This window comes from Arsukibacterium sp. (genome assembly GCF_036735525.1).
Classification (GTDB): domain Bacteria; phylum Pseudomonadota; class Gammaproteobacteria; order Enterobacterales; family Alteromonadaceae; genus Alishewanella.
The window spans coordinates 16,471-38,028 of the sequence record NZ_DAINOE010000033.1 but is presented as its reverse complement, the minus strand read 5'-3'; the positions used below and the strand labels follow the sequence as shown (position 1 = coordinate 38,028).

The window sequence follows — 21,558 nt, the reverse complement described above, 5'->3', positions numbered from 1 at the left end:
CCGGGCCGACTTTTTATAAGCCTTGTTCCAATCGTTGCCGAGTTCCTTCATGGCAAACAGAACACGACGGTGAACAGGCTTTAAGCCGTCCCTTACGTCAGGTAAAGCCCGGCCAACAATTACGCTCATGGCGTAATCGAGGTAGGAGTTTTTTAATTCCTCTTCGATATTAATCGGAACTATTTCTTTGGCCAGATCTGTCATAAAACGCTAATTTCCCTTAAATCAGATAGATAACTCGCTTTTTTCGATGTTATACAGCGCGAGACAACGCGGGATTCTACCACAGAAAATGGCCATTGCCATGCCTGATATCCAGCTCTTTAACCAGCTTGCACTTTGCGCAAACAGATCAAGGCTTTATACTGGCAAAAAATGTTAAGGCCTGAACTATGACTGCAACAGTAAATGTCGATCCGGCAGAGATCGCTAAATTCAATGATATCGCGGCCCGCTGGTGGGATCCTGCTGGTGAATTCAAACCGCTGCATTTGTTAAACCCGGTGCGCCTGAGCTATATCAGTGATCAACTGGGCGGCTTATTTGCTAAAAAAACCCTAGATGTGGGCTGTGGCGGCGGTATTTTGGCAGAAAGTATGGCCAGAGCTGGTGCCAATGTCAGTGCTATTGATATGGCAGAAGATGCGCTTACCGTAGCCCGCTTGCACGCACTGGAAATGGGGGTAACAGTAGATTATCAACACAGCACCGCAGAAGACTTTGCTCATGCTAACCCGGGCAGCTTTGATGTGGTAACTTGTATGGAAATGCTTGAGCACGTACCTGAGCCCGCTTCAGTGGTGCAAGCCTGCGCCGATTTAGCAAAACCGGGTGCTACCTTGTTTTTTTCTACTATCAATAAAAGCGTTAAAGCCTATATGCTGGCTATAGTAGGTGCTGAGCATGTACTGCGACTAGTGCCCAAAGGCACGCATCAGTTTAGTAAGTTTATTCGCCCATCTGAGTTGATGCGGTTTATTGAAAACGCCGGTTTAGAGATCGTTGATGCCAGCGGTTTACATTTTAACCCGCTTTATAACAGCTTTAAAATGGGCCCTGGACTGGATGTCAATTATCTGGTGGTAGCACGCAAACCACAGGCTGAGCAGGCTGTCAAATAGCCAGTTGCACTTAAAACGGCTGCCGCTAGATTAAAATAATTTTTTATGAAAAAACGCTTGCTTCACAGCAGCGTTTTTCGGCACACTTACTCTGCGGTTAGCAGCTACTAACTGTAAATTATCCTGCACTTTTTCACTTGCTGTTTCAGCTTGCAAAATCCACAAATCCACACTATCTTGTGATCAGTTTTAAAAAAGCAACTATATATAGTGTGCCTCGCTGTGCAATTGCCCGGCAAATAAGGCACAAAAAATGACCGTGCGCTAACGGCAACTGATTTTAATAAATACAGAAATGGAACTCTTCAGCGATGACTCAGACACTCTTTGTTACTAAACGCGATGGCCGCCGCGAACCTTTGGATCTGGATAAAATCCACCGGGTAATTACCTGGGCAGCTGATGGCTTAACCAATGTCTCTGTTTCACAGGTTGAACTAAAATCGCACATCCAGTTTTATGATGGTATTAAATCGGCTGATATACATGAAACGATTATCAAAGCCGCTGCCGATTTAATCTCCAAAGAAACCCCGGATTATCAGTATCTGGCTGCCCGCCTGGCGGTGTTTCATTTGCGTAAAAAAGCCTATGGTCAATTTGAGCCACCGCATTTATATGATCAGTTAGTTAAGATGGTTGAAGCCAGGCGTTATGATGCGCACATTCTGGCCGACTACAGCCGCGAAGAAATTGAGCAATTAAACAGCTTTATCGACCATAGCCGTGATTTAAATTTCAGCTATGCCGCTGTAAAGCAGTTAGAAGGCAAGTACCTGGTGCAAAACCGGGTCAGTGGTGAGATTTACGAGAGCGCACAGTTTTTATATATTTTGGTGGCCGCTTGTTTATTTGCCAATTATCCAAAATCGACGCGTCTGGATTATGTTCGTCGTTTTTATGATGCCACCTCCCTGTTTAAGATTTCGCTGCCAACACCCATTATGTCCGGCGTGCGTACTCCTACCCGTCAATTTAGCTCTTGTGTACTGATTGAATGTGGCGATAGCCTGGATTCAATAAATGCCACAGCCAGTGCAATTGTTAAGTATGTATCACAACGTGCGGGTATAGGCATTAATGCCGGTCGCATCCGGGCATTGGGTAGCCCTATTCGTAATGGCGAAGCCTTTCATACCGGCTGTATTCCGTTTTACAAGCATTTTCAGACTGCGGTTAAAAGCTGCTCTCAGGGCGGTGTTCGTGGTGGTGCAGCCACGCTGTTTTACCCTTTGTGGCATTTAGAAGTTGAATCTTTGCTGGTATTAAAAAATAACCGTGGCGTGGAAGAAAACCGTGTTCGTCATTTAGATTACGGTGTGCAATTTAACCGCCTGATGTACACCAGACTGATTAAAGACGACTACATCACTTTATTTAGCCCATCAGATGTGCCTGGCTTGTATGATGCGTTTTTTGAAGATCAGGAAACCTTTGACGCTCTCTATGTAAAATATGAAGCCGACACCAGTATTCGTAAAAAACGTATTAAGGCGCTGGAGCTATTTACGTTGTTTATGCAGGAGCGCGCCAGTACCGGTCGTATTTATCTGCAAAACGTTGACCACTGTAATACCCACAGCCCCTTTAATCCAAAATTAGCGCCGGTACGTCAAAGTAATTTGTGTCTGGAAATTGCCCTGCCGACTAAGCCTTTAGAGCATGTAAACGATGCCAATGGTGAAATTGCGCTTTGTACCTTATCAGCCTTTAACTTAGGTGCTATTGAATCCTTAGATGAGTTAGACGCGCTGGCAGAGCTGGCCGTGCGCTCATTGGACAGCTTACTGGATTATCAGGATTACCCTATTCCTGCTGCGTATTCTGCCTCTATTGCCCGTCGCACCCTGGGTGTGGGTGTCATTAACTATGCCTATTACCTGGCCAAAAATGGCGTTAAATATTCAGATGGCTCAGCCAATGCACTTACGCATCACACCTTTGAAGCTATTCAATATTATTTATTAAAAGCGTCTAACAAGCTGGCGCAGGAGCAAGGCCCCTGCCCTAAATTTAATGAAACCACCTATGCCGAAGGTATATTGCCTATCGACACCTACAAAAAAGATCTGGATAAAGTGTGCGCTGAGCCACTAAAACTGGATTGGGAGCAATTACGCAAAGATATCCTGCAATTTGGCCTGCGTAACTCAACACTGTCGGCGTTAATGCCTTCTGAAACTTCGTCGCAAATCTCAAATGCCACTAATGGCATTGAGCCGCCACGGGGTCATATCAGCGTAAAAGCCAGTAAAGACGGTATTTTAAAGCAGGTAGTACCGGAGTATGAACGCTTAAAAGACAAATACGAGTTGCTGTGGGATATTCCATCTAATGATGGCTATCTGACGCTGGTGGCCATTATGCAAAAGTTTGTTGATCAGACTATTTCTGCCAACACCAACTATGATCCGAATAAGTTTGATGGTGGCCGCGTGCCTATGAAGGTGTTATTAAAAGATTTATTGACGGCCTACAAACTGGGCGTAAAAACCATGTACTACCACAATACCCGTGATGGCGCTGCTGATATTCAGGATGATATTAAACCTGAGCCAGAAGATGATGGTTGCGCCGGTGGTGCCTGTAAAATTTAATGGTTAAAGACGAATAATGCGGTAAACGGGTAAGCTATTCAACGCGTAGAAGATTAGGCGTAGAAGGTTACCCGTAATAATAATGATCTTATAGCAATACGAAGCAAGCGCATTCAGGGAAACAAGCATGGCGTACACCACTTTTAATCGACATATTAATGATCAACTCAAAGAGCCGATGTTTTTTGGTCGCTCGATCAATGTTTCACGTTATGACCAACAAAAGTACCCTATTTTTGAAAAACTGATTGAAAAACAACTGAGTTTTTTCTGGCGCCCAGAAGAAATTGACGTGTCTAAAGACCGCATTGATTTTCAGCAGTTGCCTGATCATGAAAAGCATATTTTTTTAAGTAACCTTAAATATCAGACGCTACTCGACTCGGTGCAGGGGCGTTCGCCAAATGTCGCCTTATTGCCCATAGTGTCTATTCCTGAGCTGGAAACCTGGATTGAAACCTGGGCCTTTAGTGAAACTATTCACAGCCGCAGCTATACCCATATTGTCCGCAACATCAGTGCTGAGCCGCATAAGGTGTTTGATGACATTATGCTCAATGAAAAAATTCTCGAGCGCGCCGTGGATGTAACGCGCTATTACGATGATTTAATTGATGGTATTAATTTATATCAGCGCTGCGGTGAAGGTACTCATACCATTAATGGTCAGCAATACAGTATTACTTTGCGCGAGTTGAAAACACGGCTCTATCTGTGTTTACTGTCGGTCAATGTACTAGAAGCCATTCGGTTTTATGTCAGCTTCGCCTGTAGCTTTGCTTTTGCTGAGCGCGAGCTGATGGAAGGCAATGCTAAAATCATCAAGCTCATTGCCCGCGATGAAGCCCTGCACCTTACCGGTACCCAACATATGCTAAACATTCTGGCATCAGGTGATGATGATCCAGAAATGGCGGAAATTGCTAAAGAGTGTGAAGAGCAAGCTTATGCTATTTTCTTAAATGCGGTAGAGCAGGAAAAAGACTGGGCAGCCTATTTGTTTAAAGACGGCTCTATGATTGGTCTTAACAAAGATATTTTGTGTCAGTACGTTGAGTACATCAGTAACAGCCGCATGCAGGCCATTGGCTTAAAGCCACGTTTTGCCACCACTCAAAATCCTATCCCATGGATTAACGCCTGGTTGGTGTCTGATAACGTACAAGTTGCGCCGCAAGAGTCAGAGATCAGCTCCTATCTGGTTGGTCAAATTGACAATGAAGTAGACGGCGCCGACTTCAATGATTTTGATCTCTAATCCACAACAATGCCTTGCATCACGGTAAATGGGCAGCAGCTTGAGTATGATAGCGCTGCTGCCAATTTATTGAGTGCGCTGGAGCAGCAGCATCAAGCAGTGCATTTTCAATGTCGTGAAGGTTTTTGTGGTGCCTGCCGCTGTAAGTTAATCAGCGGTCAGGTAGAATACCTGCAACAGCCTCTGGCCTTTGTTCGTAAGGGTGAATTTCTGCCATGTTGCAGTATTCCACTGACGGACATCAGTATAGAAATACCCTGAAATAGAAACTTAATAAGCCAGGTTTGACTCAAAGCCAAAGATCACATAATAGGACTCACGCAGATGAATACTCTACTGACCCTGCTCTGTCTGAGCAGTACTCTGGCTATGGCAGATGATGCTGCAATGCCATCATTACAGCAGTTATTTGATCGTGCTCAATATCAACAGGTACTACAACATAGTCATGCCAAACATGATGCTGACAGCATGGCATTACGGGTTCAAAGCTTAATTCAACAACAGCAAAGGGATGAAGCGCAAAACCTGCTTGATGCGGCATTGCTGCAGTTCCCTCAGCAAAGCGAGTTGTATTACTTATCGGGTATTAATTTAATTGCATTGGCTGGCACTGGAAGCGTCTTTAATGCCCGTGGTCGTGCCACGCGCGGTATCGAAATGCTGCAGCAAGCGATCAACATAGATCCTGGACATTTTGCTGCACAGCAAGCGCTTATACAGTTTTATCTGGTTGCCCCTGCCAGTGCCGGTGGAAGTGAGGAGTTAGCCCGCCAGCATATTGCACAATTAACTGAGATAGATGTGGCACAAGGGGTATTGGCTGAGGTGCAGCTGTTACTGCATGAGAACCAAATGGCCAAGGCGGTAAAATTGCTTGATAAACAACTACAACTCACACCATTACATCCGGAATTATTAATGCGCCGCGGTGCTCTGTTATCCCGTCAAAATATTTTTCAGTTAGCCCTTGACGATTTTCAACAGGTCATACAATTGGATGTGCCTGTAGCCCAGCGTTACCAGGCATTATTTCAAATCGGTCGTTTAGCGGTATTGTCCGAAACCGACTACATTGCCGGCATTAGTGCGCTGACAGAATACCTGACTTTTTTTGCAGATAGTGAACAAAGCCGCTTACCCTGGGCCAGGTTAAGGCTGGTGCAGTTACTTTTATTAACTGATAATCATGCTGCGGCAAAGCATTGGTTTACAGACAGCCCGCTGCGGCCAGACGATGCCGATTACACGGCACTGCACCAACAACTGCAATCACAACTGCAATTACAATAGACAAAACACCGTGGGGTCAGGCCTTGCTTTTTGCAAATGTTAACAAATGCAAAAAGCAAGGCCTGACCCCCGAGGTGTTCCCCCCGAGGTTTGTGTTATTTTCTGATGCCTTCTACGGTCAAATCCAGATACACAGTGCTGGCGGCTGGGCCTAAGTCGTAGTTTATGCCAAAATCTTTTAATTCAAACTGAGTGGTACCGGCAAAACCAGCGCGATAACCGCCCCAGGGATCGGTGCCTTCGCCAAGCTTTTCAGCAGCAATAACGATATCGCGGCTAATGCCATTAAGCGTAAATTTACCATGTAAATCAAACTTATTATCAGCTTTAGCAACCAACTTGGTGCTACTGAAAGTGGCTTGTGGGTGTGCTTCGGTATTTAAAAAATCGGCGCTGCGTAAATGGTTATCACGATCGGTATGATTAGAATCTATGCTTGCGGTATCAATCACTAAATGAATACTGGCATCAGAGAGCTTGTTAGCATCGTAGCTAAATTCACCGGTAAAGGTGTTAAAGCGGCCGTAAAGCCAGCTATAGCCAAGGTGGCTGATTTTAAATTGAATAAAGGCATGGGCATCTTCAGTGTCGATAACATAATCAGCGGCCTGTACCGGCATGATCATAGCCGCAGCAAAAGCACTGGCGAGTAAGCATTTTTTCATAAAACATCTCCATTAGAGGCGAAGCGATAGTAAATACCAAGGCATTTAGCATACAGCAGGCTAATGGAAAGAAAATTGCAATAAAAGGCTGGTTTGGTTCGATAAAATTGAAAGGTAATGGCCTTATCCTTTGCTGATAAGGCCAAGTGACTTGACGGATTTAGGTGTTAACCCTACTCAAACTTACCGTCCCGGATATGCTTTTCGCCGCGTTGTTGCGCCAGTTGCACTTGTTTTTGCCGCTCGGCAAAGGCCGCTTTTTGTTCATCTGTGGTTTTATCATGGCAATGCGGACAGCTTAAGCCCTTCATATAGTGCGGCGACGCCATTTCTTCTACCGATAACGGCATACGACAGGCATAACATTGATCGTAACTGCCCTGCTCCAGCCCATGTTTTACCGCGACCCGCTGGTCAAACACAAAGCATTCACCCTGCCACAGGCTTTGCTCTGCCGGTACTTCTTCGAGGTATTTTAAAATACCGCCATCCAGGTGATACACCTGTTCAAAGCCTTGCTCTTTTAAATAAGCAGTCGATTTTTCACAGCGAATGCCGCCGGTACAAAACATCGCAACTTTTTTATGACGGTTTTTATCGAGGTTTTCTGCAGCCCATTGCGGGAACTCACGAAAGTTAGTGGTATTGGGGTTAATGGCATGAGCAAAAGTGCCAATGGCCACTTCATAATCGTTACGGGTATCTATCACCACCGTATCTGGATCGCTGATAAGCCTATTCCAGGCTTCGCCTTTAACATAGGTGCCAACGATATGTTTTGGGTTAACACCCGGCACACCCATAGTAACAATTTCTTTTTTCAGCTTTACCTTGGTGCGGTAAAAGGCTAATTCCTCGGCAAAAGATTCTTTATAGCTTAAGCCGTTAAAGCGGCCTTCATTGTCCAGCCAGGCCTTAACAGTATCAATGCCAGCACGTTCGCCGCAAATAGTGCCATTAATGCCTTCTTCGGCCAACAATAGGGTGCCTTTGACTTTATTGTCAACCAACAACTGATAGAGGGTTTCGCGCAGCGCCACGTAATCTGGCAGGTGAACAAATTGATATAAAGCAGCAACAACGTACATAGGGATTCCTCTTGCAAAACTGGATCGCAAATCCAGCGCAAATTAACAACGGCGGGCATTATACCCTTATATAAAATAGGGGCAAGTCACAGGCCGTTAAAAACGCCCTCCCTTTAAAAAATGCTATACAGCAGATGTAAAGCTAATAGTAGTAATAGCACGCCCATCAAGCGGTCGAACCAATAACCTTTTAACAGTAACAAGCCGCGCACCCGGCTATTGGTTAAAACCATCGACAGCATGACAAACCAGGCTGATGTAGCGACAGATAAATAAACACCGTAAATCAGCTTATAACTCAGCGGCGTGTCGGTTGAGATGATCACGGCAAACAGCGATAAAAAAAATAAGGTGGCTTTTGGGTTTAAGCCATTAGTAATAAAACCGGCGACAAAGGCTTTACGGCTGGCCGGGGCAGCACTTTGCTCAAGTGCTATGGCTTGTTCAGTGTCAGGCGCTTTGGCGCGCAAAGCGCCCTGCGCTAAATACAGCAGATAACCAGCCGCCAGTACAGAAAATAGTTGGAACAACCAGGGGGTAGTACTAATTAATACCCCTATGCCCACCAGGGAATAAGTGACATGCAGCAAAATCGCCAGGCCAATGCCAATACTGGCAAAAATCGCCGCCCTGCGGCCATAGCGCACTGCATAGCGCAATACTATAGCAAAATCCGGCCCCGGGCTGGCCACTGCCAGCAAGTGCACCGAGGCAATCACTAAAAATTCTGGCCAAAATGACATAAAGCATAACCTAATGAAAAAAAGCTATTCTATGAAAGCTAAACCTATAACGCCAGCGTGCCGTGACTACAAGTAACGGTCTTTAAAGCGCCCCCACTGATAATACAGCTGTTGCCCCAGCCGGCGACCTTTTGTTAGCGGGAATTTGGGTAATGGACCTTGATAGATCGGTAAAGCAGGTAAAGGCTTACCGGCAATCAATTGCGCTAAACGCTGACCAGCTAAAGTACTGAACGATAAGCCACTTCCACAATAGCCTGCCGCATAAAATAGATGTGGCTCTGCCTGACATACCCGCGGTAGATCATCGTAGGACACGCCCACCCAGCCGCTCCATTGGTATTGGTAGTTCAGGCTATCAAGCCCGTTAAAACAGTGTTTTAATGCGGCCAGTAAACGTTTGGCATACAGCGGATCTGCAGCCGCTTTACCGGTAATGGCACCCCTGCCGCCAAATAAAATGCGGTTATCCGGTAGCAGCCGGTAATAATATTTTAAGGTACGGGTATCCATCATAATGCTGTGTTGTTGCCAGTTAAGCTGCTGCAGCTGCTCCGCGTTCAAAGGCTCAGTGACGATAATACTGCTGAGCACCGGCAAACAACTCTGAGCTAAGAGCTGATATAAACCTTTGCCGCTATAGGCATTAGTGGCCAATACCAGATTATTGGCCGTTATCCGGCCCTGACGGGTATAAACTTCAAAACTCGTGGCGCTTCGCACAAAGCCCGTTACCGACGTATTACCATATAGCGTTGCACCGGCCTGTTGCGCTAAGCGCGCATACCCCTGCACCAGTGCCAGTGGGTTTACGCCATAACAATCGGCAGCATAAAGCCCTGCAAAAGCCTGCTGATGATTAACGGCCGTTTCCTGTAATTGCTGACGGTTTAGGTAGCTTACCTCATAGTCAAAATGTTGTTGCAGATAGCTTGCCTGCTCTGCCAGTAGCCTTGCCTGGGCAGCATTATGGGCTAATTTGTAATAGCCACCACTTTGTGGCTGGCAGGGAATATTACCCTGGCTAATAAGCTGATTAACCCGCTCAATGGCTGTGCCATATTCCTGATGAAATAGCCGGGCAGTTTCCAGCCCATATTTTGCGGCCAATTGACGTAAACCCTGCCGGCCAGTGCCACGCAGTACAAAACCGCCATTGCGACCACTGCAGCCCCAGCCGGGTTGCAACGCATCCACTACTATCACTTCCCGCTGCTGGCTAGTGGCTAGTTCCAGCGCACAATTAAGCCCGGTGTACCCGGCACCAATAATCAAGGTATCGCACCTTGTATCCTGAGTCAGGGCCGGATAAGGCAAGCTATTGCTATTTGTTTGCCAATAGCGGCCAATGTCGGGTTGTGGGCTTAATAAAGCGTTATCAATATAAGGATCGTACATTGGCTGATTCATGGAATGCTATCCGCCACCGGAGTCGTAAAAGGCAGTAGCATTTCTGCGGCTGAGCAATGACAACGGTTACCACAAATTGGACAGGCATAGCCTGCTTGTTCACTAAGGGCCAACCAGCGGTCAGCATGCACTTTGATCAAGCTGGCACCGGCTTTAGTAAAATAGCGCTCGGCGGCATTGCCCGGGCTTTCCCGCCAGATATGCGCTAACCCCGCTTTAGCCCCCTGCGCCTGTAACACCTTGATGGATGCCTGCAACAAGGCTTGAGCAATGCCCTGCCCCTGATACTCAGCCAACACACCGACAGATTTAAAATAGGCCATGTCAGCAGGCGCAAAGGGCCACTGAGAGGTGCTACACCACTGGTCTATTGGCCACTGCCCGGCAGCCAGACTTAGACGGTAGCCAATAACCGCATTTTGATCATTAATGGCCACAAAACTGGCATTAAAACCGTCCTTTACGCCTAGTTCACATAATTGACACAAAGATAATGCATCCAGATAATTATCGCCATGGATCTGATTAGCTAGCTGCAAAACAGCTGGAAAATACCACCTCTCTATATTTATAATTTCAAACATATCAATACTTTACCAGGTTTTAAATGCATAAAAAATAAAGTCAGGCAATCAGCACTCAGCATGCGAAATCTCTGCCTCTTCCAGTTTTTATGTCGACAGATAAACAGTAATATCCGATAGACAACGGCCATCGAATAAAATAAGGTGGAGATGGCGCAATAATTTTATAACAGGCGCTAACATAACTTTCTTAATCCAGGAAAACATTATGAAAGAACATAACCATTATCACCCGGTTGCCCGTGCGGTCAAGTGCGCGCTTGCCACTGGTTTAGCCTTAAGTTTGTACGCTTCCCCCTCAATCGCTCAGGAAAATGCAGACAATGCGGCAGCTGCTGAACAAAAAATTGAAAAAATCGCCGTAGTCGGTACCCGTTCAGCGCCCCGCTCCATTGCTGACTCGCCGGTACCAGTGGATATTATTGGTGCTGATGAACTAATGAAAAGCGGCAGCTCAGATATGCTAAATATGCTGACGACCACAGTACCTTCATTAAATGTACATGCAAACCCAATAAGTGATGCCGCAACGCTTATTCGCCCTGTTAACCTGCGCGGTTTGTCATCTGACAGCACGCTAATTTTACTTAACGGTAAACGACGCCATAAAGCCTCCGTCATTACTTTTTTAGGTGGGGGTATTAACGATGGCGCTCAGGGCGCAGATATTTCGGTGATCCCAGGTATTGCGCTACGTCAGGTTGAAATTTTGCGCGATGGCGCCGCGGCGCAGTATGGCTCTGATGCGATTGCCGGTGTTATTAACTTTGTACTTAAAAATAATGATGAAGGTGGCAGCATTGAAGTGAAGCGCGGCGAATTTTACGCCGGAGATGGCACCTCAACCGAAATTGCCGCCAATATAGGCATGCCTTTAACCGATGATGGCTTTGTCAATGTCAGCATGCAGTATAAAAATGCAGATGCGACCAGTCGTAGTGTGCAGCGTGCTGACGCGGCAGCCATAGCAGCTGCTGGCAACCCCTTTATTGCCCCTATTACACAGATATGGGGTGCACCAAAAATTAAAGATGACATTACTATCTTTATTAACTCAGGTTTAGATTTGGGAAATGATCGCGAAGCCTATTTATTTGGTAACTATTCAGAGCGCGATGTCAGTGGTGGATTTTACTACCGTAACCCACATACTCGTGGAGGGGTATTCTCAAATGATGGTGGTGAAACGCTCGAGGTAGTCGATACTACAGGCGCGGGTGGCTGTGCTAATGTACCTATTACTGGCTTGAATCATTCGCAAATTACCTCTGCTGTTGGTGCCTTGCCGGCTAACTGCTTTACCTTTTTCTCGATGTTCCCGGGTGGTTTTACCCCAAATTTTGGCGGCAATATCACTGATACCTCTGTAACCGCCGGTACCAAGGGCGAATTTAAAAGTGGTTTGATGGAAGGCATAACGTATGATTTTTCCGGCTCAGTTGGCCGAAACGAATCTGCCTTCAATATTATCAATACCGTCAATGCTTCACTGGGCCCTAACACGCCAACTGAATTTGAAGCAGGTAAATATATCCAGCTGGAAAAAACCTTCACCGCAGATTTTGTTAAGTTTGTGCCTGCTGGTTTGTATGAAGATGTCACTGTCGCGGCCGGTTTGCAATGGACAGAAGAGAGCTTTGAAATCGTTGCCGGTGAAGTGGCCTCTTGGGAAATCGGGCCTTATGTCAGCCAGCTTACTAATGGCTCAAACGGCTTCCCAGGGTTTCAACCTGATGATGCCGGTGTAAATATCCGACGTAACCGCGCAGCCTATATTGACGCTGAGGCAGAGGTCACCGAGCAATTATTAATGGCCGCAGCGCTGCGGTTTGAAGATTACGATAGCTTTGGCTCAACCACGAACTATAAACTGACGGCGCAATACCGTTTAACGGATGACTGGGCCATTCGTGGTTCACACAGTACCGGCTTCAGAGCACCAACAGTTGGCCAGGCCAATGTGCGTAATGTTCGTACAGCGTTAATTGGTGGCGAGTTGGTTGATATTGCTCTATTACCGGCGACGAATCCGGTGTCACTGCTCAAGGGTGGTAAAGAATTAACACCGGAAGAATCAAACAGCTTTGCACTGGGATTAGTGTACAGTGGTGGCAATTTCTTCTTTACCGCTGATATGTTTCGTATAGCAGTAGATGATCGTATTGGTCAGTCCGCTGAATTTGAAGTCACAGCTGAAGACAGAGCAGTGTTGCGTGCCGCGGGGGTACGTGGTGTTGAATCACTGTCGCAGGTGACTTTTTTAACGAACGACTTTGATACAGTGACCACAGGTTTAGATTTAGTCGCTAACTATACCACCAGCTTGTTTGATGGCCGCAGTACCTTTAGCCTGGCCTATAACTGGACCGATACCGAAGTAAAACGTTTTACTGACGTTACCGGCGAGTTCAAAGTATCGCGACTGGAAAAGGATCTACCTAACCATCGTGCTACCTTGACTTGGAACCAGCAATGGCAGGATTTAGGCATGTTCCTGCGCTCAAATTACTATGGTAGCTATCAAGGCGTGCATGCTGATGATCCGGATTTAATTGGTACTGGCAAAGCAAAAATCACCTTTGATATTGAGCTTAACTATGCGATCAATGACAGCTTTAGTGTAGCGTTAGGTGCGCAAAACCTGTTTGATACTAAAGCCGAGCGCTTACCACAATGGATGAGTGATATCCTCGGTGCTAAGTATTTCGAAACCTCGCCGATGGGCATTAATGGCTGCTATTACTACTTAAAAGGCGTGTATCGCTTTTAAGCGTTCAACTGCAATAAACACGCCCGCTTCGTAGCGGGCGTTTTTGTAGCCTAGGCTTTATAACAGCTGTAATATTTGCTGCAGCGGATGTTTAGGCTTAGTGCCAACTAAGCGCTTAACCTGGCTGCGGCAGGAAAATCCTGTTACCAGGATCTGATCTGCGCCATAGTGCTCAATAGGGGCTTGCCAGCTCATGTTAAATAAGGCTTTGCTGTTTTCCAGGTTTTGCGCTTCATGACCATAGGTGCCGGCCATACCGCAACAACCGACACTCACCGCTTTTAAGCTTAAGCCCAGCTGGCCGAAAATCTGCTGCCAGGCTTGCTCACTGTCAGGCAAGGCGGTTTTTTCAGTACAATGGGCTAATAAGGCATAGTCGCCGCTAGCCGACAGCTTAGGTAAATTTTGTTGCACCAGCCATTCATGTAGCAGTTCCACCTTAAAATTACCGCGCTGCGATCCTAAGGCTTTATGGTATTCATCACGATAAACCAGCACTAAGGACGCATCAAGGCCAAGCATTGGCATGCCCAGAGGGGCTAGTTGATTAAAGAACTCAGCAGCATTGCTGGCTGTTTTTGCAAAATCGCGCAAAAACCCTTTTACATGTTGTGGCTTGCCGTTGGGTAAAAACGGTAATAACACCGGGTTAAAACCCAGCTTTTCCAGCAAGGCTAAGGCATCAGCCACTAACTCAGCTTCATAAAAACTGGTAAAGGGGTCCTGCACTAACAGCACGGTTTTTTGCTGCAACTCAGGCGCAAGGGCATTGAGTGCAGCCAAATCAAAACGGTAACGCTGGTCAATACGTGCCGCTAACGTAGGCACAGATAACAGAGGGGTATCTACATAGCCAACGGCCTTTTCAAGCACTGCTGCGGTTACTTTGCGTTTTAATACAAAATTGACCAGACCGGGTGCCTTCGCCAACCAGGGCGCGGTGCGTTCAATATTGCCAACAATATAATCTTTCGCCGGGCGCAGATAGCGGCTGTGATAGAGCTGGATAAAGCGTGCTCTGAATGAGGGCACATCCACTTTGATCGGGCACTGACCGGCACAGGCTTTACAGGCCAGGCAGCCTTCCATCGCCGCCATCACTTCATGAGAAAAATCCGGCTCACCCTGGCGTTTGGCTAGCGTATTTTTAATGCGCTGCCACAAACCACTGATACCAGCAGACTGTGTTAATAATTGCTGCTCTTGTGATAGTACATCAACCCCTTGCAATTCGTTCAGACGTAACCACTCGCGCATTAAGCCAGCCCGGCCTTTGGGGCTGTGCCGCCTATCTTTGGTCACCTTGCTGGATGGGCACATCGGCGAGCTTTCTTCATAGTTAAAGCACAAGCCATTACCATTGCAGTTCAGGCTGCTGTCAAAGCTGTCTTTAACGGCAACAGGAATTTGCCGGTCAAACCGGGCACGTTTTTGGCCATCAACCGATACCAGTTGCTCAGCACTGCTTAGCGGGGTACATATTTTGCCAGGATTAACACGGTTGCGCGGGTCAAAAGCAGCTTTTATTTTTCGCAGCTCACTAAAAAGTTCCTCACCAAAAAATGCCGGGCCATATTCACTGCGATAGCCTTTGCCATGCTCGCCCCACATCAAGCCGCCGTACTTAGCGGTCAGTGTTACCACCTGATCAGAAATAGTTCGCAGCAGTTTCTCCTGCATCGGATCGCATAAATCCAGTGCCGGACGTACATGCAGCACCCCGGCGTCGACATGGCCAAACATACCATAGTGTAAACCATGACTATCGAGTAACGCTCTGAATTCCATTATAAAATCGGCAAGATGCTCAGGCGGTACTGCAGTATCTTCAGCAAAGGCAATCGGCTTTTGACGCCCCTGGGTGTTACCCAGCAGGCCAACGGCTTTTTTGCGCATCGCATAAATATGATTAATGGCGCTGGTATCGTAAGTGAGCTGGTAACCAATAATCCCCGCGCTGTTAGTGGCAACAGCGTCATCGAGCTGCGCGGTTAACTGAGCAATTTTTTGCTCAATATCCTGTTGCTGCTCACTGTTATACTCCACCATGTTCAGGCCTTGCATATCCTTGCCTGTGACATCGGTAATATAGTCTTTCACTTTATGCCAGATAATATCGCTGCGGGCTAAATTAAGCACTTTACTATCAACAGTCTCAACCGAGGTCGCTTGCGCCGCCACCAAAAATGGCGCATTGCGCAAGGCGCTTTCAAAACTGTCGTACTTTACATTTATCAGGCATTTAAACTTGGCGATGGGAGTAATGTTAAGCTTTGCTTCGCTGACAAAACCCAATGAGCCTTCAGAGCCTGTGATAATCCGCGATAAGTCAAACTCCGATAAGTCCTCGTTAAACACATGCTCTAAATCATAGCCGGTTAAAAAACGGTTTAAGCGCGGAAAGGTCTGCAGTATTTGCTGGCGTTTATCGCGACAGCTAGTCAATACTTGTGCGTAAATACGGCCAATACTGTTGGGCTGCTCAGCGCGATGTTCGGCTTCAAAAGTAGGCATTTTATGGCTATTCAGCACATTGCCATCAATCAACACCGTCTTTAATGACAGTACATGATCACTGGTTTTACCATAAACCAAGGAGCCCTGACCAGAGGCATCAGTATTGATCATGCCACCAATAGTAGCGCGGTTGGAGGTGGAAAGATCCGGTGCAAAGAAAAAGCCATAAGGTTTTAAAAAAGCATTAAGTTGATCTTTAATCACTCCTGCCTGCACCCTGACCCAGCGCTGCTCAATATTGATTTCCAGAATATTGCGCATATGGCGCGATATATCGACCACCACATGCTCGGTCAATGCCTGACCGTTAGTACCGGTACCGCCACCGCGGGGGCTGAATTTAATATGAGAAAAACTAGAGGTTTGCGCCAATGACGTGAGCACCACCAAATCATCGGTGGTTTTTGGCAATAACACCGCTTGAGGTAAAGCTTGATAGACGCTGTTATCAGTAGCGACCGCCAGCCGGCTACCGTAACTGGTTTCAATGTCACCGGTAAAACCTGCAGCTTGCAGCGCTTTGCAGTAGGCAAGGATACTGGCATCTAGTGCCGCTTCTGGTTGTAATCTTGGGATCATAAGCTTAATACCACGCTGATTTAGCTAAAGTATATCACGCCATTAGCGACTTTTGGCAGTCTGGACGGTTGTGCAGATAATTTTGCTCAGGTTAATCCATGTGACCAAGTTTCGCTGCCTTAGTGGCCAGATAACGATGGCTATGTGCTGTTGTTTTAACCCTGTGCTGCACCCGCTCTAATACGTTTACACCGGCCTCTTGCAAGGCTTTTAATTTACGCGGGTTGTTGGTTAGCAGTCTTATTTGCTGAATACCTAACTGATTGAACATGGCCGCGGCAATATCATATTCACGTTGATCGGGTAAAAAACCTAATATTTCATTGGCTTCTACCGTATCCAAGCCTTTGTCCTGCTCTGCATAGGCTCTAATTTTATTTATAAGCCCTATACCGCGCCCTTCCTGGCGTAAATACAAAATACAGCCACGGCCCAGATCAGCAATTTTTTTCATTGCCGCTTCCAGTTGCGGCCCGCAATCACAGCGTAAGCTAAATAAGGCATCACCGGTTAAACATTCAGAATGTACCCGCGCCAATACCGGTTCAGTACCGGATACATCGCCTAAGGTAAGCGCCACGTGTTCCTTGCCATTATCAGCGACAAAGCCATGCAGTCGGAATTCGGCAAAGGGCGTGGGTAATACGGTAGAGGTGACAAGTTTAATAGTCATTAATCATTCTCAAAAAAGCTGCGTCACTGCATAGGCTGTGTTGTCAGAAGTGCCATTTGTTGGGGCCGCTTAAACTAATATCAAGTGCTGGCTATACGCCGATTATAACAGCCTGGCTCATTAGCAGCACGGCAATAATTTGTTATATTATCACATTTATATGGCATCACTAATAGCACGTGCTAAGCATATTTTATGAAAACGCCTGATCTATCCCTGCTAACTCGGGTACAATATGGCGCCTGCTTTTATTCTCTCTGGACTGCTGATGCTACGTTTTTTTGAACGACTGACCCAACCTTTCCCTGCTTCTGCACCAGGCCAACCACCAAAAGGTCTGTTTGCATTCTGTCGTCACTACACGAAAGGCATGGAAGGGTCCTTGCTGTTAATGTCGCTAAGCTCTGCACTATTGGCTATTTTAGAAGTGTCATTGTTTAGCTTTATGGGACAATTGGTCGACTGGCTGGTTGCTAACGATCCGCATAATTTTTTTACTGATGAACGGGCTACATTGATTTGGATGGCTTTAGTTACCCTGGTATTACTGCCACTGATGACTTTTCTGCACTCTGCCATAGTGCATCAGACCCTGCTGGGCAATTATCCGATGTCTATCCGCTGGTTGGCACACCGCTATTTATTACGCCAAAGTGTCAGTTTTTATCAAAATGATTTTGCTGGCCGTATTGCGACTAAAGTGATGCAAACGGCGCTATCTGTGCGCGAAACCGTAATGAAGCTGCTGGATGTAATGGTATATGTACTGGTGTATTTTAGCGCTATGCTGTATTTCGTCGCTGATGCCGATCTGCGACTTATCGTGCCGATGCTGGTGTGGTTAGTCATTTATATCGCTCTGCAATGTTACTTTGTACCGCGCTTAAAACGGGTGTCTACCGCTCAGGCAGATGCCCGCTCAGAAATGACCGGCCGCATTGTTGATAGTTATACCAATATCACCACTATTAAGTTGTTTTCGCATACCAACCGTGAAGAACGCTACGCCAAAGACAGCATGGATGTATTTTTACAACCGGTTTATCAGCAAATGCGTCTGGCGACAGGGTTAAGCTTCTCAGTGCAGACACTTAACTACGTTTTAGTGTTCAGCGTGGCTGCGTTATCCCTGTATTTATGGGCGGGTAGTGCCATTACCGTTGGCGCTATAGCCATCGCTATTAGCTTATCATTACGCTTAAACGGCATGGCGCAATGGATCATGTGGGAAGTGAGCAGCCTGTTTGAAAACATCGGCACAGTGGCCGATGGTATTGCGACTCTGGCAAGGCCGGTAGAGGTGCAGGATAACGCTGATGCCAGTGCACTAAAGGTTGCACAGGGTAAAATTGAGTTTCAGCAAGTCAGCTTTAACTATGGTAAGGTCGCGGTGACGGGCGGAAAGTCAGCGGTATTGCAACAGCTTAATTTAACCATAGCCCCTGGCGAAAAAGTGGGCTTAGTCGGTCGCTCAGGTGCGGGCAAGTCTACGCTGGTCAATCTTCTGCTGCGCTTTTATGATATTGAAAGTGGAAAAATTTTAATTGATGGTCAGGATATCAGCCAGGTAACTCAGGAAAGCCTGCGTCAGCATATCGCCATGGTAACCCAGGATACTTCATTGCTGCACCGTTCGGTACGCGAGAATATTGCCTATGGTAAACCTGATGCGACCGAAGCTGAATTACAGTTAGCGGCAGAGCAAGCTGAAGCAAGCGACTTTATCCGTGAATTAACCGATCCTAAAGGCAACATTGGTTTTGATGCCCAGGTAGGCGAGCGCGGCGTAAAACTCTCCGGCGGTCAGCGTCAACGCATTGCTATTGCCCGGGTGCTGCTGAAAAACGCCCCTATTCTTATTCTGGATGAAGCAACCTCAGCACTGGATTCAGAAGTAGAAGCAGCCATTCAGGCCAGCTTAAATAAGCTGATGGACGGTAAAACCGTTATTGCTATCGCCCATCGCTTATCAACAATAGCGCAAATGGATCGCTTAATTGTACTGGATGAAGGCAACATTGTTGAGCAAGGTAGCCATGCTGAGCTTATCGCCAGTGGTGGAATTTACGCCCAGCTGTGGGCACATCAGACCGGTGGTTTTATTGGGGTTGAATAAGCACTTGCCATAACGCCAGTCACCTAATGGCGTTATGGCATGCGACACTTACTGACGAACCGTTAGCTTATTATTTACTGCATGAACACCAGAGGTGCCGGTAGCAATACGCTCTGCCAACGCTTTTTGTTCCTGGGTATTTACAGCACCAATCAGCTGAACATCGCCTTTTCGGGTTTTAACTTCAATATCCGCACTTTGCAGGCGCGGCTCGGCTCGGCAAGTATTGCCGTATGCACAGCCTGAGTCACATTAAAATCATCACCTGCCCCATCTTCAGACGCTACCGTCAAACCAGCACCATCAGATTGCGCAGTAGGCGTAGGCCGTTCACAACCTACCAGCATCAAACCACCCGCCAGTAGTGCGGCGGTAGTCACATAGATAAATTTATTCGTGTTCATCTTTAGCACCTCTGAGTTATATAAAAACAGTTAACACCTGAGCTGCTCAAATGCAGCGCATCGCCAATATTGCCGGTTAAAGCTGCTGGCGTCTGTGCGCTGCAATACATAATAAAAAACCCGGCGCTATGGCCGGGCTTTTGCTTAACGCCTGTGTTAATCCGATTACGGCTTTTTAAGCTGCTCTGCTGCAACTTGTTGTTGCTTTGCCATTCGTTTTTCCCAGAAGGTCGCATTTTTAATGCCCAGTTTAACCGGGTCAAAGTTAATCTCGCCTCCAGCTTTTTTCTGCTCTTCATAATCACGCAGACATAGAATAGCCGGCTTAGCCACAAAGAAAATCGCCAGTATGCCAACGATATTAATCCAAGCCATTAAGCCCACACCAATATCACCAATACCCCAGACATAGCCAGCAGCATTGACCATACCATAAGCGACCATCGCCATAATGACAAATTTGACCAGTACTAACGGAATATTGCCTTTAAAGTAACGATTCAAGTAGGCTACGTTAGTTTCTGCTATATAGTAGTACGCGAGGATAGTAGTAAAAGCAAAGAAGAACAGCGCAATACCAACAAACCACTGGCCAAAATTACCAAATACACTTAATAGTGCCAGCTGAGTAAAGGCAGCAGAGCCAATTTCTGTGGCAGCATCGACATTTTGCACAATAAAACTGCCGTCAGTAAGCTCACCTACCACATTGTATTGCTGGGTAATTAAAATCATTAAAGCAGTAGCAGTACAGACAAACAGCGTATCAACATACACCGAGAACGCCTGCACTAAGCCTTGTTGAGCAGGATGATCAACCTCAGCGGCGGCAGCGGCATGCGGGCCCGTACCCTGTCCTGCTTCGTTTGAGTAAATACCACGTTTTACACCCCAACCTATAGCCGCACCAAAACCAGCCTGAGCGGTAAAGGCATCAGATAAGATTAAACTAAATACCCCTGGTATTTTATCAATGTTTAAAAATACAATAATTAACGCCATAACGATGTAACCCAGCGCCATAAATGGCACCACTATCTGGGTGAAATGGGCAATGCGTTTGATGCCACCGAAAATAATGAAGGCCAGCACAATTAAAATCACGGCCAGTGCTACCAGTTTATGTGTACCTACTTCACCAAAACTGGTCACCACCATGTTACCGTCGCCAAATACCTGGGTAAACGCATTACCGACAGCATTAGCCTGCACTCCTGGTAAAAACACACCACAAGCGATAATGGCAGAGATAGCAAATAGAATGGCCAGCCATTTCTGGCCCAGGCAACGTTCAAAATAATAAGCCGGACCACCACGATACTGGCCATCTTCTTCAACTTTGTAAATTTGACCTAGCGTTGACTCAGCATAAGCAGTGCTAGCACCTAAAAATGCCACTACCCACATCCAAAAAATGGCGCCAGGGCCACCAAAACCTATGGCAGCAGCAACACCAGCAATATTACCTACGCCAACCCGGCCAGACAACGACACCGCTAACGCTTGAAATGATGAAATCCCTTTGCTCGATTCATTGCTGCTAAAAAGCAGCTTGCACATTTCTTTGAAATGTCGCACCTGAGCAAAACGGGTTAAAATTGAATAAAACAAGCCGGCGCCTAAGCATAAAAATATCAGTGCCGGGCTCCAGATAATGCCATTAAGCGCATTAACAAAAGCTTCCATGTGGATCCCCTATAGTTGTTATGTTATTGCTGTTATTTGCCAATAATTTGCCAT

Annotated in this window: 18 protein-coding genes; 7 read left to right on the top strand and 11 right to left on the bottom strand. The window is 46.5% G+C overall.

Features of this window, described 5'->3' with window-relative positions; translation table 11 throughout:
- The coding region (locus V7D78_RS08485; RefSeq protein WP_333608017.1) for a DNA gyrase subunit A at nt 1-204 on the bottom strand (204 nt) is incomplete at its 3' end.
- 188 nt (nt 205-392) lie between these two features.
- Here V7D78_RS08485 and ubiG point away from each other — a divergent pair.
- From ubiG to V7D78_RS08460, 5 genes are all read left to right on the top strand, one after another.
- On the top strand, nt 393-1,121 hold the full coding sequence (ubiG, locus tag V7D78_RS08480; RefSeq protein WP_333608016.1) for a bifunctional 2-polyprenyl-6-hydroxyphenol methylase/3-demethylubiquinol 3-O-methyltransferase UbiG: 729 nt from the start codon (nt 393-395) through the stop codon (nt 1,119-1,121).
- A 311-nt stretch (nt 1,122-1,432) separates the two neighbouring features.
- A complete protein-coding gene (gene nrdA, locus V7D78_RS08475; RefSeq protein WP_333608015.1) occupies nt 1,433-3,718 on the top strand; it encodes a class 1a ribonucleoside-diphosphate reductase subunit alpha in 2,286 nt (761 codons plus the stop codon).
- 127 nt (nt 3,719-3,845) lie between these two features.
- Complete coding sequence (gene nrdB, locus V7D78_RS08470) at nt 3,846-4,976, top strand: class Ia ribonucleoside-diphosphate reductase subunit beta (protein ID WP_333608014.1); 1,131 nt, start codon at nt 3,846-3,848, stop codon at nt 4,974-4,976.
- Nucleotides 4,977-4,985: 9 nt separating this feature from the next.
- The gene (gene yfaE / locus V7D78_RS08465; RefSeq protein WP_333608013.1) at nt 4,986-5,237 is read left to right on the top strand and encodes a class I ribonucleotide reductase maintenance protein YfaE; all 252 of its coding nucleotides are present in this window, start codon (nt 4,986-4,988) and stop codon (nt 5,235-5,237) included.
- Nucleotides 5,238-5,300: 63 nt separating this feature from the next.
- Nucleotides 5,301-6,269, top strand: a complete 969-nt coding sequence (locus V7D78_RS08460; protein WP_333608012.1) for a hypothetical protein — start codon at nt 5,301-5,303, stop codon at nt 6,267-6,269.
- A 95-nt stretch (nt 6,270-6,364) separates the two neighbouring features.
- Here the strand turns inward: V7D78_RS08460 and V7D78_RS08455 are convergent, their stop codons facing one another.
- The 5 genes from V7D78_RS08455 to V7D78_RS08435 all read right to left on the bottom strand — a co-directional run bounded on the left by V7D78_RS08455 (nt 6,365) and on the right by V7D78_RS08435 (nt 10,759).
- Nucleotides 6,365-6,934, bottom strand: coding sequence for a YceI family protein (locus V7D78_RS08455; RefSeq protein WP_333608011.1), 570 nt, complete (start codon nt 6,932-6,934; stop codon nt 6,365-6,367).
- A gap of 173 nt (nt 6,935-7,107) precedes the next feature.
- A complete protein-coding gene (gene trhO, locus V7D78_RS08450; protein WP_333608010.1) occupies nt 7,108-8,022 on the bottom strand; it encodes an oxygen-dependent tRNA uridine(34) hydroxylase TrhO in 915 nt (304 codons plus the stop codon).
- A 113-nt stretch (nt 8,023-8,135) separates the two neighbouring features.
- Complete coding sequence (locus V7D78_RS08445; RefSeq protein ID WP_333608009.1) at nt 8,136-8,765, bottom strand: LysE family translocator; 630 nt, start codon at nt 8,763-8,765, stop codon at nt 8,136-8,138.
- 66 nt (nt 8,766-8,831) lie between these two features.
- Nucleotides 8,832-10,175 (bottom strand): NAD(P)/FAD-dependent oxidoreductase, encoded by a 1,344-nt coding sequence (locus V7D78_RS08440; RefSeq protein ID WP_333608008.1) that lies wholly within the window; start codon nt 10,173-10,175, stop codon nt 8,832-8,834.
- Complete coding sequence (locus tag V7D78_RS08435) at nt 10,172-10,759, bottom strand: GNAT family N-acetyltransferase (RefSeq protein WP_333608007.1); 588 nt, start codon at nt 10,757-10,759, stop codon at nt 10,172-10,174. Before V7D78_RS08435 ends, V7D78_RS08440 begins: the two co-directional genes overlap by 4 nt.
- A gap of 208 nt (nt 10,760-10,967) precedes the next feature.
- Between V7D78_RS08435 and V7D78_RS08430 the strand changes: the two genes are divergently transcribed.
- Nucleotides 10,968-13,529, top strand: coding sequence for a TonB-dependent receptor plug domain-containing protein (locus tag V7D78_RS08430; protein ID WP_333608006.1), 2,562 nt, complete (start codon nt 10,968-10,970; stop codon nt 13,527-13,529).
- Nucleotides 13,530-13,586: 57 nt separating this feature from the next.
- Here V7D78_RS08430 and ydiJ read toward each other — a convergent pair whose 3' ends face one another.
- Both ydiJ and ribA read right to left on the bottom strand, forming a co-directional pair.
- Nucleotides 13,587-16,625: a D-2-hydroxyglutarate dehydrogenase YdiJ gene (gene ydiJ / locus V7D78_RS08425; protein WP_333608005.1), complete on the bottom strand. Its 3,039-nt coding sequence runs from the start codon at nt 16,623-16,625 to the stop codon at nt 13,587-13,589.
- Between the two features lie 91 nt (nt 16,626-16,716).
- Complete coding sequence (gene ribA / locus V7D78_RS08420) at nt 16,717-17,298, bottom strand: GTP cyclohydrolase II (RefSeq protein ID WP_333608004.1); 582 nt, start codon at nt 17,296-17,298, stop codon at nt 16,717-16,719.
- Between the two features lie 268 nt (nt 17,299-17,566).
- On the opposite strand from ribA, the gene V7D78_RS08415 reads away from it, so the two are divergent.
- Nucleotides 17,567-19,414, top strand: a complete 1,848-nt coding sequence (locus V7D78_RS08415) for an ABC transporter ATP-binding protein (RefSeq protein WP_333608003.1) — start codon at nt 17,567-17,569, stop codon at nt 19,412-19,414.
- A gap of 48 nt (nt 19,415-19,462) precedes the next feature.
- Here the strand turns inward: V7D78_RS08415 and V7D78_RS17410 are convergent, their stop codons facing one another.
- The 3 genes from V7D78_RS17410 to V7D78_RS08405 all read right to left on the bottom strand — a co-directional run bounded on the left by V7D78_RS17410 (nt 19,463) and on the right by V7D78_RS08405 (nt 21,504).
- Entirely contained in the window at nt 19,463-19,570 is a 108-nt protein-coding gene (locus tag V7D78_RS17410) for a BON domain-containing protein (RefSeq protein ID WP_442886518.1), read from the bottom strand.
- The gene (locus V7D78_RS08410; RefSeq protein ID WP_333608002.1) at nt 19,567-19,818 is read right to left on the bottom strand and encodes a hypothetical protein; all 252 of its coding nucleotides are present in this window, start codon (nt 19,816-19,818) and stop codon (nt 19,567-19,569) included. The genes V7D78_RS17410 and V7D78_RS08410 overlap by 4 nt, the downstream gene beginning before the upstream one ends.
- Before the next feature lie 165 nt (nt 19,819-19,983).
- Nucleotides 19,984-21,504 (bottom strand): alanine/glycine:cation symporter family protein, encoded by a 1,521-nt coding sequence (locus V7D78_RS08405; protein ID WP_333608001.1) that lies wholly within the window; start codon nt 21,502-21,504, stop codon nt 19,984-19,986.
- Nucleotides 21,505-21,558 lie beyond the last annotated feature (54 nt).

Bases quoted from the DNA above. Each gene is read 5' to 3' on its own strand.
- ubiG (WP_333608016.1), top strand. From the start codon at position 393: ATGACTGCAACAGTAAATGTCGATCCGGCAGAGATCGCTAAATTCAAT.
- nrdA (WP_333608015.1), top strand. From the start codon at position 1,433: ATGACTCAGACACTCTTTGTTACTAAACGCGATGGCCGCCGCGAACCT.
- nrdB (WP_333608014.1), top strand. From the start codon at position 3,846: ATGGCGTACACCACTTTTAATCGACATATTAATGATCAACTCAAAGAG.
- yfaE (WP_333608013.1), top strand. From the start codon at position 4,986: ATGCCTTGCATCACGGTAAATGGGCAGCAGCTTGAGTATGATAGCGCT.
- V7D78_RS08460 (WP_333608012.1), top strand. From the start codon at position 5,301: ATGAATACTCTACTGACCCTGCTCTGTCTGAGCAGTACTCTGGCTATG.
- V7D78_RS08455 (WP_333608011.1), bottom strand. From the start codon at position 6,934: ATGAAAAAATGCTTACTCGCCAGTGCTTTTGCTGCGGCTATGATCATG.
- trhO (WP_333608010.1), bottom strand. From the start codon at position 8,022: ATGTACGTTGTTGCTGCTTTATATCAATTTGTTCACCTGCCAGATTAC.
- V7D78_RS08445 (WP_333608009.1), bottom strand. From the start codon at position 8,765: ATGTCATTTTGGCCAGAATTTTTAGTGATTGCCTCGGTGCACTTGCTG.
- V7D78_RS08440 (WP_333608008.1), bottom strand. From the start codon at position 10,175: ATGAATCAGCCAATGTACGATCCTTATATTGATAACGCTTTATTAAGC.
- V7D78_RS08435 (WP_333608007.1), bottom strand. From the start codon at position 10,759: ATGTTTGAAATTATAAATATAGAGAGGTGGTATTTTCCAGCTGTTTTG.
- V7D78_RS08430 (WP_333608006.1), top strand. From the start codon at position 10,968: ATGAAAGAACATAACCATTATCACCCGGTTGCCCGTGCGGTCAAGTGC.
- ydiJ (WP_333608005.1), bottom strand. From the start codon at position 16,625: ATGATCCCAAGATTACAACCAGAAGCGGCACTAGATGCCAGTATCCTT.
- ribA (WP_333608004.1), bottom strand. From the start codon at position 17,298: ATGACTATTAAACTTGTCACCTCTACCGTATTACCCACGCCCTTTGCC.
- V7D78_RS08415 (WP_333608003.1), top strand. From the start codon at position 17,567: ATGCTACGTTTTTTTGAACGACTGACCCAACCTTTCCCTGCTTCTGCA.
- V7D78_RS08410 (WP_333608002.1), bottom strand. From the start codon at position 19,818: ATGAACACGAATAAATTTATCTATGTGACTACCGCCGCACTACTGGCG.
- V7D78_RS08405 (WP_333608001.1), bottom strand. From the start codon at position 21,504: ATGGAAGCTTTTGTTAATGCGCTTAATGGCATTATCTGGAGCCCGGCA.